7 protein-coding genes and 1 tRNA gene are annotated in these 12,629 nt (G+C 62.2%); all 8 read left to right on the top strand.

The window, feature by feature from the left end; translation table 11 throughout:
- Positions 1–1,169: 1,169 nt before the first annotated feature.
- The 8 genes from FJ404_17685 to FJ404_17650 all read left to right on the top strand — a co-directional run bounded on the left by FJ404_17685 (position 1,170) and on the right by FJ404_17650 (position 12,626).
- On the top strand, positions 1,170–1,958 hold the full coding sequence (locus FJ404_17685) for a 3-ketoacyl-ACP reductase (protein MBM3824686.1): 789 nt from the start codon (positions 1,170–1,172) through the stop codon (positions 1,956–1,958).
- Between the two features lie 2 nt (positions 1,959–1,960).
- On the top strand, positions 1,961–3,124 hold the full coding sequence (locus tag FJ404_17680) for a hypothetical protein (protein MBM3824685.1): 1,164 nt from the start codon (positions 1,961–1,963) through the stop codon (positions 3,122–3,124).
- A 34-nt stretch (positions 3,125–3,158) separates the two neighbouring features.
- Complete coding sequence (gene ileS, locus FJ404_17675; GenBank protein ID MBM3824684.1) at positions 3,159–5,975, top strand: isoleucine--tRNA ligase; 2,817 nt, start codon at positions 3,159–3,161, stop codon at positions 5,973–5,975.
- Positions 5,972–6,916: an ATP-binding cassette domain-containing protein gene (locus FJ404_17670; protein ID MBM3824683.1), complete on the top strand. Its 945-nt coding sequence runs from the start codon at positions 5,972–5,974 to the stop codon at positions 6,914–6,916. Before ileS ends, FJ404_17670 begins: the two co-directional genes overlap by 4 nt.
- Before the next feature lie 19 nt (positions 6,917–6,935).
- Entirely contained in the window at positions 6,936–8,543 is a 1,608-nt protein-coding gene (locus tag FJ404_17665) for an ABC transporter permease (protein MBM3824682.1), read from the top strand.
- Between the two features lie 92 nt (positions 8,544–8,635).
- The gene (locus FJ404_17660; protein MBM3824681.1) at positions 8,636–9,100 is read left to right on the top strand and encodes an SET domain-containing protein; all 465 of its coding nucleotides are present in this window, start codon (positions 8,636–8,638) and stop codon (positions 9,098–9,100) included.
- Positions 9,088–12,195 carry a c-type cytochrome gene (locus FJ404_17655; protein ID MBM3824680.1) on the top strand — a complete coding sequence of 1,036 codons (3,108 nt, stop codon included), beginning with the start codon at positions 9,088–9,090 and terminating at the stop codon, positions 12,193–12,195. Before FJ404_17660 ends, FJ404_17655 begins: the two co-directional genes overlap by 13 nt.
- 347 nt (positions 12,196–12,542) lie before the next feature.
- Positions 12,543–12,626 (top strand) — tRNA-Leu (locus FJ404_17650).
- The last annotated feature ends 3 nt before the right edge of the window (positions 12,627–12,629 follow it).

Genomic DNA, 12,629 nt, shown 5'->3' with positions numbered 1-12,629 from the left:
TTGCGCGAGCGGACGGCGGCCCGGCACCCCCGCGTTGCAGATTCGCCGGTTCCACGCCGATCGGGAGCGATGTTATGCGGTAACCGACCCGGACGAGCGCAACACCGCCTTTTTCAAAGTTCATTTCACTTGGTTCCGCGAATGGGGATGGGAGGAGCGGCTTACCGGAATATTGCCGGAGTACCCGTTGCTTCCAGGCGCTCTCGCGCTCCTGGCTTTCCGGCAGGCTCGGAGTCCAGGGGAGGAAGGCGCCGAACTGTATGTGAGCGATGGGGTCCGCCGCTCGATGGTGGCCCTGCGCCTGCAAAGCATGGAGCGGGACGGCCCACTCCAGCGCTTGCTCCGCCACGAATTCATGCATCTGCACGATATGGTCGATCCTGCCTTTGCGTATTCGCCCCAGGTGCGCCTGCCGGATTACAACTCAACTCAGCAACGCCTGGTGCGCGAGCGCTACCGCCTGCTGTGGGACATCACCATCGACGGACGGCTCACCCGCCTGGGGCATGAAGGCATGAGTGGCATCGAGCCGCACCAGTCAGCCTTTGAGCGTGCCTTTTCTTTTTGGCCCGAGGATCGCCGCCGGGAAGTATTCAAGAACTTCTGGAACCAGAGCGCTCCGAAGCATGAGGAACTCATGCGGCTTGCGTCCGATCCTCGCGATCGGGGGCATGCCCAGGAGCCGCAGCCGGGCGGTGCGTGTCCGCTCTGCCATTTTCCGACCTTTGAGTGGGCGAATGCGGCAGCCCTGGCTCCGGATACGCTGGACGCCTTGCGGCATCAGTTCCCGCAATGGTCACCCGCACAAGGCGCCTGCAAACGCTGCGCGGAAATCTACGAGATCGCCGGAAAATTCGAGATGCCTGCCACGATGGTCTGAGGAGCAAGGACTCGGCCGACGTGGTCCGGAGGACCCGCCGCGGCACCGCCAAAGGACCAGGCGACTCATCAAGCTCGATCGCGTCCGTGATTGCGAAGCTGCAGGGACTGGCTTTCGGCCCAGTGACACTCCGACGGACACCTCGCAGATCGATGCATCCGCCCGTGGTCGGGGCCCGCCGTTGACGGCGCTGCCGCGCGCATCACCGACAACCTGTGGAGGCACTGCTCGCAGATGGACCGGCGATTTTACGCTTTCGAGTGGGCGGACGAAACTCCAGCATTCCGCCATGAATCGCATGGCGCTGATCACCGGAGCCTCGCGGGGCATTGGACGCGGCATTGCGCTGGCCCTCGCCGGAGCGGGATTTGATTTGGTGCTGAATTATCGTGCCCAAATCGAAGCCGCCGAACGTACGGCGTCGGATTGTCTCCAGGCCGGAAGGCAGGCGGGCCACGACATCGCGGTGGAAGTCATCCAGGCGGATGTCGCCATCGCCGGGGATCGCCAGCGGCTGCTCGAAACCGCCCGTCGCCGATTTACCTGCCTTCACCTGCTCGTCAACAACGCGGGCGTGGCGCCCGAAGTGCGCGCCGACCTGCTCGAGGCTTCCGAGGCGAGCTTCGAACGCCTCCTCCGCGTCAATGTCCAAGGCCCTTACTTTCTCACTCAGCAGGCCGCGCGCTGGATGATTGAAACCGTCCCCGCACCTTCCGAAAGCCGCCGCCATATCATCACCATCGGCTCCATCAGTGCCCACGCAGCCTCGATTCAACGTGGCGATTACTGCGTTTCCAAGGCAGCCTTGAGCATGCTCACCCCGTTGTTCGCGGCCCGGCTGGCCGAATATGGCATTGGCGTCTTCGAAATCCGTCCCGGCATCATTGCCACCGACATGACCGCGCCGGTTCGTGAAAAATACGACCGGCTGATTGCCGAAGGGCTGCTTCCCATCGCTCGTCAAGGAGAACCCGCCGACGTGGGTCAGGCGGTCCTGGCCATTGCGGAAGGACGCTTCCCCTACAGCACCGGGGAGGTCCTGCACGTGGACGGTGGATTTCATCTGCGCCGGCTTTGATCATGACCGACAAGACGCCTTCTCCTCCATCACGGCTTCAAGCATGGCACCGCGATCGCGGCGCAGTGTTCGATGACGCCGGAAGCTGTCCCTTCCCGCTTCACTACGGCCGGCCCGATGTCGAGACCCGCGCACTTCGTGAACACTGCGCCGTATTCGATCTTTCCCCGCGAGGACGGATGTGCGTCCTGGGGGCCGATCGAACCGCCTTTCTCCACGGGCAAATCACCCAACAGGTCAAAGGCCAGGCGGTGGGCACGGGAGGGCACGGTTGTCTGGTCAACGCCAAGGGGAAAATGCACACGGACCTTTTCTTCCACGTGCTGAACAACGAGATTCTGCTCGATTTCGAGCCAGGACTCGCCGCCGGAGTTACGGAACGTCTGGAAAGGTTCGTCATCGCGGAGGACGTGCAAATCGCCGACGCCTCCCAGGCATTTGGCCTGCTCAGCTTTCAAGGTCCTCACGCCGCTGAAGTGGCAGCCGCATCGGCACGGTCGCCAAAGAACTCGCTTGTGTCGCCGGAAGTTTCTGTGACAGGCGCGGCGTGGCGCGACTTCGAGATTCGTTGGCACGAAGATCCTGAGTTCGGAATCTGTTATCTCTCGCGCACACCCCGGCTGGCTCTTCCGGGTTACGATTGGTACGTCCCGGTGGAGCATCTCGCCGCCGCCGCACTCCGGATCGAATCCTCTGAAATTTCAAAACCATCTCGCTGGTCTGGGCATCAAGCCTGGGAGTTGGCTCGAATCACGGCCGCAATCCCCCGCTTCGGAGTCGACATGGATGAATCGACCCTTCCGCCGGAGGCGGGACTGGAGAGCCGCGCCATCTCCTACAACAAGGGTTGCTACATCGGACAGGAGGTCATCGCCCGCATCCGCACTTACGGAGAACCCGCCCGGCTGTTGCGCGGATTGAGGCTCGGTGGCGACTCGGCTTCACCTCCGCACCGTGGCGCGTTGCTCCTCTCGGGAGAAAGGGAAATCGGGCGGATCACCAGCGTGGTCCAAACCGCGGATCGCGAGTGGCTGGGGCTGGGCTATGTGCGGAAAGAGTGCAAAGCCCGCGGCACCGCTTTGAGCTGGAAACTCCGGGATGGAACAGGGTCTGCCGTCGTGGCAACCGAGCCGTTCGTCCCCTTCCTGGGCGAACATCGCGATTGATCCGGCTTCCACCGGCTGCTAGGAGTCCCCCGCCATGTCGCACGACTACAAGAACTCGCTGAATCTGCCTCGCACCGACTTTTCGATGAAGGCGGATTTGATTCTCCGCGAACCGGAGCGCCTGGCGCGGTGGGAACAAGGCCGCCTTTATGAGCGCATTCAGGCCCGCCGATCCGGCGCCCCCCGCTTCGTGCTGCACGATGGACCCCCGTTTGCCAACGGCGATGTCCATATCGGCACCGCACTCAACAAAATACTCAAGGATATCGTCGTCAAATACGCGACCTTGCGCGGGAAACGGGCCCCCTACATCCCGGGTTGGGACTGCCACGGCTTGCCCATCGAATTCAAAGTCAGCCAGGAAATGCGCAAGGCCGGCGAAACGACCGTCGAACCCTCGGCCATTCGCAAGGCCTGCGAGGCGTACGCACGCACGTTCGTCGACCTCCAGCGATCCCAATTCAAACGGCTTGGCGTGCTCGGGGACTGGGACCATCCCTACCTCACCTTCGACCGGGACTACGAGGCGGGCGAACTGAGGCTGTTCGCGGATATCGTGGAAAAAGGCTTCGTTTATCGCGGCAAAAAGCCGGTCTATTGGAGTATTCCGTGCCGCACCGCGCTAGCCGAGGCGGAGGTCGAATACCACGATCACGTCAGCCAAAGCGTGTATGTCAAATTCCCGGTGCAGGGGCAGCCGGGCACTTCCGTGCTCATCTGGACCACCACGCCCTGGACCCTGCCCGCCAATCTCGCCATCGCCTTCAACTCCACCTTTCCATACTCGCTGGTGCGCGTCGGCGGCGAGGCGTTGATTCTCTCCACGCTCCTGCTCGATTCCGTGGCGAAAAAATGCGGTTGGTCGAATTTCGAAATCGTCCGCAGCCTGACGGGCGACCAACTCGCCTCCACCGTCTGCCAGCATCCCTTCTGCGACCGGCCTTCCCCGCTGTATGCCGGCGATGCTTTCGTCGAAAACACCACCGGAACGGGCTTTGTTCATATTGCCCCGGGCCATGGTCTCGAGGATTACGGCCTGGGCCGGCAAAAGGGCCTGCCGGTCTACTCCCCCGTCGACGATGAAGGCCGCCTCGCACTGACCTCCGATCTCCCGGCGGATCAACAGATGCCCGCCGAACTCGTCGGGCGCTCCATTCTGGAGAAGAACGGCCGAGTCGAGGCGAATGAAGCGGTCATCACGCTGCTGTCCGAACGTCAGCGTCTCGCTCATCGAGAGGATTACACGCATTCTTATCCCCACTGCTGGCGGAGCAAGACTCCGGTGATCTTCCGGGCGATGGACCAATGGTTCATCCGGGTGGATCATGAAGGATTCCGGGAGCGGGCGGTTGAGGAAATCTCGCGCGTGCGGTGGATCCCGGATTGGGGACGCAATCGCATCGAATCCGCAGTAAAAGCCCGCCCGGACTGGTGCATTTCTCGCCAGCGTTCCTGGGGTGTACCCATCCCCGCGTTTTACGACTCCGCGGGCCAGCCTATCCTGGACCCGCGCATCGTGCGGGCCGCCGCCGGTCTGTTCGAAGAAGCGGGTTCCCATGTCTGGTTCGAAAAATCCGCGGCGGAACTCTGGACCCTCCTCCGGCCCGCAAACTGGACCGGTCCCGAAGCGGCCTCCAAATCGCAGGACACCCTCGATGTCTGGATCGACTCCGGTTCCTCCTCCCGGTCTGTGCTGCAGCAGCGGCCGGAATTGCGGGCGGACCCAGGCGGAGACTGGCGGGCGGAGATGTATCTGGAGGGCAGCGATCAACATCGCGGTTGGTTTCAATCCTCCCTGCTCCTCTCGCTGGCCGGCCACGGCCAGGCACCCTACCGCACGGTGCTCACTCATGGTTTCATGGTGGATGCCGACCGCGAGAAGATTTCAAAAAGCAAGCAAGGCCAGGGCGGCTACGAAAAGCCGCAAACGGCCGAGGCTTACGTCAAGAAATACGGCGCGGACGTGGTCCGGCTATGGGTCGCCTCGCAGGATTTCCGCAACGACATCGTCGTCAGTGACGAGCGGATCCAGAAAGTCGGCGAAACCTACCGCCATCTACGCAATACCCTGCGCTACCAACTGTCGAATCTGTACGATTTCGACCCCGCCCGCGACACCGTGCCCGACGCGAACCTGGACCCGCTCGATCGCTGGATCCTCGGTGAATTCTCGCGATTGGACGCGCGCGTGGTCGAAGCCTACGACGCCTCCGCATTTCACGAGGTTTATCAGGCCATCGCGCAGTTTGCCGCCGTGGAGCTCTCCGCCATTTACCACGATCTTGTCAAAGACCGGCTCTACACCGATCCCGCCGGGAGCCCGCGCCGCCGGTCCACTCAAACCGCATTGCATCGTCTCGCCGCGGGCCTCTGCCAAATGCTGGCGCCCATCCTCGCCTACACCGCCGACGAAGCTTGGGAAAATCTGCCGGGCCGCGCCGGCACTTCTGTTCACGAATCCGACTGGGTTCACGCCGCGTTGGCCCGCGCCGAGGAGGAGCAATCCCAATGGGCTTCGTTGCTGTCGCTGCGAGAGGCGGTCCTGCCCGAACTGGAGAAGGCGCGCCAGGCGAAAACCATCGGCAAGGCCCTTGAGGCCGAGGTGGTCCTGCGCGGCGGCGACGCGAGGGTTGCGCAAGCGGTCCGGATGGAGCAGTCTATGCGCGAATTGCTGAACGTCTCCCAACTTCGCCTGGAACCGTCCGCCGCTCCAGGGCTCGAAGTCGGAGTAGCCCCTGCTCCCGGCCAAAAATGCGAGCGTTGCTGGCATCGCGAACTTGAAGTGGGCCGCGACCCGCGGCACCCGGCGCTCTGCCCTCGTTGCGTGGCCGCGGTGGAGGCGGGCGCGTGAGTTCCCCCGTCCTGGAACTGCGGAACGTCACCAAACTGTACGGTGACTTTCGCGCGGTGGACGACGTGAGTTTCCAACTCGAAGCGGGCGAGGTCTATGGATTCCTCGGTCCAAACGGCGCGGGCAAAACCACCACGCTCCGGATGATTCTCGACATCATCCGCCCCACCGAAGGAACCGTCCAATTGCTCGGCGCTTCCTCGGCCCTCGAGGTGCGTCATCGCATCGGCTATTTGCCCGAAGAAAAGGGCCTCTACAAAAAGATGAAGGCCTGGTCGGTGATCGCTTATTTCGGCACGCTGAAGGGAATGCCGAGGCGCGCGGCAAAGGAAAAGGCGCACGCGTTGTTGGAACGTTACGGACTGAAAGATTTTGCGGAGCAAAAAACGGAGGCGCTTTCCAAAGGCATGGGACAAAAAGTGCAGGTCCTGGCCTCGGTCGTGCATGATCCGGAATTCGTCATTCTCGATGAGCCATTCTCAGGCCTTGACCCCGTGAACCAGCAGGTCATGGAGGAAATCATCCACGACCTGGCCCAGCGAGGACGCACAGTCCTCTTCTCCACGCACGTCATGCAGCACGCGGAACGGCTGTGCCGCAAGATCCTGCTCATCGCCCGTGGGAAGAAGATTTTCGACGGAACCATCGAGGCCGCCCGCCGCACCCAGCCACGACGGGTGCGCCTGGCCACGGCCGACTCGATTCACCCCTTGGAAACCCTCCATGGGGTAACCCGCGCGAACGCGCTCGACGAACCCGCCCCGGGAGGAGAGCGGCGATGGGAATTGCAAGTGCGGGAGGGATTCGACGCGCAAGAAATCCTCCAAGCGGCTTTCCGTTCCGGCATCCGCCTGCGCTCATTCGAACAAAACGATCCCACTCTGCACGAGGTGTTCATGAATCTCGTCGGCCCCGAAGCCCGGGAAGCCGCCTTCCGCTGAATCCCTTTCCCTTCCACTCATGCGCTACGCCTGGCTCATCGCGGTCCGCGAGTACGTGGAGAACGCCAAGACCAAGGGGTTTTGGATCGGACTGCTCTTGTTTCCCGCGATTCTGTTCCTTTCCATTCAAGTGCCGATCCTGCTCGAAAAGAAGGGCTCTCCCACGCGCTATTTCGTCCTCGTCGATCAATCGGGCGAATTCGAGGGCGTCGTGGACACAGCGGTTGACCGGCACCAGCAGTGGCAATTGCTGAGGTCGCTCACCGATTACGCCACCAAGAATTCCCGCGCCCAAATGAAGTCCGGGAAAGGGGTCGATCTCGAGTCTGTGCCCGCGCCCGGGGGAGGCGCCATCGAGGAATTCCTCGACGCCTTCGCCGAGACCAATCCGCAGGCATTGGACCGGTTCTCCCAACAGGGCGGACAGGAGGCGTTCTTGAAGCAGGTGCGGCCGTATCTGAAAACCAACGCTCCGCCCTTCGAGGTCCCCAAACAACGATTTGGCAAGGTCCCTCTGCCCGACGGTGTCTCCGCCGGCGACAGCTTGACCAACATCGCCCGCGGGCTTCGACCCTACTTGCGCGGCGAGCGCAAAATCACCGTGGACGGCAAGTCGGTGGACCTCTACGCCGCCGTGCTGATCCCGAAAGATGTGGCCAAGCGAATCGTCCGGCCCGGCCAAATGGCCCACCTCATGAGCAAGGAGCGCGGGGTCGAGTACTGGAGCGGCAACCTGGCCGATCTGGCCTTGCGCAACGAAATCGAGCGCGGCATCAACGCCGAAGTGCGCCGCCGCGAATACACCGCCAAACAGATCGACGTTCAGACGATCCGGCAGGTCGAACGCACCCATGCCCCGTTCTCGAACCTCAATCCCAAGAAAGAAGAGGGCAAGGAAGGCGTCAGCATGGCCGATTACATCCGGCAATTCGCGCCCAGCGGCTTCGTCTATCTGCTCTGGGTGGCCATTTTCAGCATCGCCCAGATGCTGCTCAACAACACCATCGAGGAGAAATCGAACCGCATCATCGAAGTGCTGTTGTCCTCGGTCACGCCCGGCGAATTAATGCTCGGGAAACTCATGGGCATCGCCGGCATCGGCCTGACCATGATCGGCAGTTGGATTCTAGCCCTGGTCGGCGTGCTCCTCTGGAAGGCCGGCCCGCAGCTCGAATTCGCCCAGCAACTGCTCGAAGTGCTCAAGACATCGAATCTGTTGCCCTGGTTCGCCTTCTATTTTCTATGCGGCTACGTCCTCTACGCCGGCGTCATCCTCGCCCTGGGCAGCGTCTGCAACACCATCAAGGAAGCGCAGAATTTCATGGGGGTCATCACGGTGGTCATGATGGTTCCGCTCTTCACCCTGACGTTCATTCCCAAGGATCCCAACGGCCCCATCGCGCGCGTTCTTTCGTGGATCCCTTGCTACACGCCTTTCACCATGATGAATCGAGCCACCGCCGACCCGCCCCTCGTCGACCAGGTCGGCACGGTCATTCTCATGCTGGTTTCCGCCGGAGCTTCCATCTGGCTTTCCTCGAAAGTCTTTCGTATCGGCATCCTTCGGACAGGCCAGCCGCCGCGCGTGATCGAAATGATCCGCTGGATCAAAGGCGGGTCGCATTGAACCTAAACGGAACAGTTGAGCGTGTCGAAGGTGCGCAAAGGCTTGAGCAGATTCGGCAAGGGCAACTGCTCCGTTTAGGTTGAAAGGCCACCATGATCCTGGTTCCCGCGCGCGTCGCCCCCAGCGGCATCCATGGCAACGGACTGTTCGCGCTCGCAAGCATTGCCCAAGGCACGCCCATTTGGCGGTTTCTGCCGGGGTTCGACCAGGCCTTCTCGCCTGAAGCTTGGGCGGCACTGCCCGAACCCGCCCTCAGTCACACCCGCCATTTCTGCTTCGTTCGTCGTGGAGATCTCCACGTCGTTCTCAGCGGCGATCACGCCTGCTTCATCAATCACTCCGAGCATCCCAACACGGGATTGCCCCACCCGCCTGACCGCACCCTCCACGGAGGCGGTCCGTCCGGTGAAGCCTCGTCCGCGGTCACCACCGTGGCGTTGCGCCCGATCGCCGCCGGGGAAGAAATCACCTGCAACTACTGGAACTACGACGCGGATACGCCTTGGAAGCTGGGGCGTGTACCCCGTCACGCCCCCCTCGGAGCGTGTCCACCATGATCGCGGCTCGCTTCGAGGCCTTTTGCCTTGCGTGGCTCCTCGCGGCGCCTTTCGAACCGCGGCAAACTCTTTCCGCTGCCTCGTTCACCACCGCGCCCGGCTGGACGGTGACGACGGCGGCCGCTCCACCGGACGTTCGCTTTCCAATGTTCGCGTGTTTCGATGAACGCGGACGCCTCTTCGTCGCCGAGTCGTCCGGTCTCGACCTCTACGCGGAGCTGCAAAAGCTGACTCGAAAGTGCCGCATCCGCGCGCTCGAAGATCGCGATGGCGATGGACGATTCGAATCGGCTTCCAACTTCGCCGATCAGCTCGTGTTCCCCATGGGACTCGCCTGGCACGAGGGGAAATTGTTCGTGGCCGATCCTCCCCTCGTCGTCTCGTTGGAAGACACCGACGGCGATGGACGGGCCGACCGCCGCACGCCTATCCTCGGTGACTTCGGTCATCAGGACAACGGCAGCCTGCACGGCCTGATCGTCGGACCTGACGGCTGGCTCTACATGACCATGGGACAACCCGACGGTTACCGGTTCAAGAAACCCGATGGAACCGTGATCGAAGGAAAAACCGGCGCGCTCATTCGCTGCCGGCTCGACGGCAGCGACGTCGAGGTAGTCTGCCGCGGTTTCGAGAATCTGATCGAAATCGATTTCATGCCCTCGGGCGAAATCATCGGAACCGACAATTGGTTTACCCTCCCCGCCGCCGGCGTCCGCGACGCACTCGTCCACCTCGTCGAAGGCGGGTTGTACCCGCTCGCCGCCACGCAAAAGGGAACTCCCATGCTCATCAGCGGCCCTTTCTTGCCCGCCATCGCCTCGTATCCCGCCGTGGCCCTGAGCGGTTTCACGCGCGGACGCAATCCCATGCTCGCCGGACCTTCCCGCAATCAGTTCTATTCGGCCCAGCACAACACGAGGAAAGTGGTCCAGCATCGGCTCGTCCGCGAGCTCGATACCTTTCGCAGCGAGGACATGGATTTTCTGGCGACAGAGGATCCGGACTTTCATCCGTCGGATGTCCTCGAGGACGCCGACGGATCCCTGATCGTCGTGGATACAGGCAGTTGGTACATTCACCATTGCCCCACCGGACGCATCCGTCAGGCGCCCGCCGAGGGCGGCCTCTATCGGCTCCGGCCCGTCGCTGGTTCCGCCCCCTCCGACCCTCGGGGACTGCGCTTGGACTGGAAATCGCCCTCCGTCGAGGCCCTGGCCGAACGGCTGCGCGACCCGCGAGAAGGGGTGAGTGAACGGGCGGCGTTAGCATTGTCGCGGCTTGGCTCGCCCGCGGTATCCGTCCTGACCCAAGGCTTGGAGTCCAACCATCCCCCCGCAGTGCGGGAGAAAGCGACGTGGGCACTCTCGCGGATCCCCGGCGCTCACGAGTCCATCGTGCGAGCCTTGGAGAGCCCGGATCCCGTCCAAGTCGTGTTGGCCGCGCGCGCGCTTGGACGCCAGCGCTTGCCTGCCGCCGCGCCGGCGCTGGTTCGACTGCTGAGCGATCCTGAACCTTCCACCCGTCTGGCGGCGGCGGAGGCACTTGTCTGGTGCGGTGGCCCGGAGTTGACGCCGCGTGTGATCGAAGCGTTGTCGTCATGCCGCGAGCGATTCATCGAACACGCCCTCATTCATTTCCTCCACCGGCACTCGACACGCAGCGAACTCGAGAAGCTTCTCGATCATCCATCGTTCGGGGTGCAACGCGCCGCTCTGGTGCTTCTCGATCAACCACCGTTCCTCGCCCTCGACGGTCGTTCGGCCGTCCGCAAACTCTCGGCTTCGGATCCTGCCCTGCGACACGCCGCACGAGACGCATTGCTCAAGCACCCGGAATGGGTCGAACTGGCATTGCCTTATCTCACCTCCATCACGAGTGCCGCCACACTCACCCCTCACGAGTTGGAACTCCTCAACGAGTTCCCAGCCGCTTTCGCATCCTCGCCTCGGGTCGTGGAGTGGGTCGCGGAAAGGCTCGGAACGCAATCCGGCACGGGACTTTCCGGTCGTCACACGCTGCTGCGTAGCATAACACTCCTTCCCGCGACCCAACTGCCCTTGGCCTGGCGTTCGGCCCTCCGGCAGAATCTCGCTTCTCCCTCGGTCCAAGTCCGAAGACAAGCCGTGGCATCTGCACGCGCTCTGCAAGGAGCTGACCTCGATCAGGAACTCATCGGCCTGGTTCGAACTGCGGCGGAATCTCCCGAGATACGAGCCCAGGCCTTGTCCGCTGTCATCCTACGCCATCGGCGCTGGCCTGAAGAAGTCCTTGAATTCCTCTTCGAACGATTGGGGCCCTCTGAGCCCGTTTCCACTCGACTGGAATCCGCAGAACTGTTGAGCCAGACTGAGTTGCCCTCCACGTCCTTCGCGCGATTTTTGGAACTCGCCCGCCGAGATGCCTCTCTCCCCCCCTCGTTGATCATAACCGCGGCGCGACGAGCCGATCAAAACGCGGCCTCAGCTGTAAAAACAACGCCTCCGGAATGGAGCGGCCCATTCCTGGATTTTGTTGAATCCTGGACGCAAAACGGTGGACACATCGAAGCCCTCGATTTGGAATGGATGCGACTGCGCCTCGGCGAACCACAGCGCATCGCTTCCCTGCATCGGCAACTCGAACGCCGCACCGAACACCTGTCCGGACTCCTCAGCGAACTCCTTCCCTTGCTGACGGGCGGCGATCCAAACCGCGGACAGGGACTGTTCCTCGGCAAGGCGATCTGCGCGACCTGCCATCGTGTGGGGAATCAAGGGGGCATTTCCGGACCGGACCTCACCAAAGTTGGGGCCATCCGAGCCGGTCGCGATCTCTTGGAATCGCTGCTGCTTCCCAGTTTAAGCTTCGCCCAGGGCTACGAACCCTATCATGTGGAGTTGAAATCAGGTGAATCATTGTCCGGCATGAGAGTTCGCGGTCCGGACACCTTGTTCATCCTACGCGACGCGAGCGGACGCGAAACGCGGCTGGATTCGATCCAAATCTCACACGTCCGCCGCGGCACCGTAAGCGTGATGCCCGAAGGTCTGCTCGCCGCCCTCACCCGCGAGGAAATCCGCGACCTCCTGTCATTTTTGCAGCAGTTGAAGTAGACTCATCCTCAAGACGCCAGTTGAACATGGTCAAGATTTGCAAAGGCCTGGATGAGAAAGACAGGACGAAGAACGAGACCTATCCTTTATGGATCTCGTGAGTGATTCGTCTTCGGAGCGCGAATGGGCTGAAAGCCAGTCGCAGCAGCTTCTTTTGGGCCTGAAGGGAGACTTCTCCCACACCCGCTCCAGGGGAGAACAAGTGGTGCCGATTAGTCGGGAGCATCCTCCGCTCGGGCAATCCCACGCAGCTCTTTTTGCTCCAGCTTCAACGAAACCACCCGCGACGCTCCCAACGACCAGTACTTGATGGGACCGCCTGAATCCCTTAGCTTACCCTTCGCGTCGCGCGAGTGGCGAAATGGCAGACGCGCCAGACTTAGGATCTGGTCCCGCAAGGGGTGGAGGTTCAAGTCCTCTCTCGCGCACCAATT

The organism is Verrucomicrobiota bacterium (genome assembly GCA_016871495.1).
In the GTDB taxonomy this organism is placed as follows: domain Bacteria; phylum Verrucomicrobiota; class Verrucomicrobiia; order Limisphaerales; family VHDF01; genus VHDF01.
This window is presented reverse-complemented; position numbering and strand designations above follow the sequence as displayed.

What these genes read in the sequence shown, in the direction of transcription:
- FJ404_17685 (MBM3824686.1), top strand. Translation starts at nt 1,170, where the DNA reads ATGAATCGCATGGCGCTGATCACCGGAGCCTCGCGGGGCATTGGACGC.
- FJ404_17680 (MBM3824685.1), top strand. Translation starts at nt 1,961, where the DNA reads ATGACCGACAAGACGCCTTCTCCTCCATCACGGCTTCAAGCATGGCAC.
- ileS (MBM3824684.1), top strand. Translation starts at nt 3,159, where the DNA reads ATGTCGCACGACTACAAGAACTCGCTGAATCTGCCTCGCACCGACTTT.
- FJ404_17665 (MBM3824682.1), top strand. Translation starts at nt 6,936, where the DNA reads ATGCGCTACGCCTGGCTCATCGCGGTCCGCGAGTACGTGGAGAACGCC.
- FJ404_17660 (MBM3824681.1), top strand. Translation starts at nt 8,636, where the DNA reads ATGATCCTGGTTCCCGCGCGCGTCGCCCCCAGCGGCATCCATGGCAAC.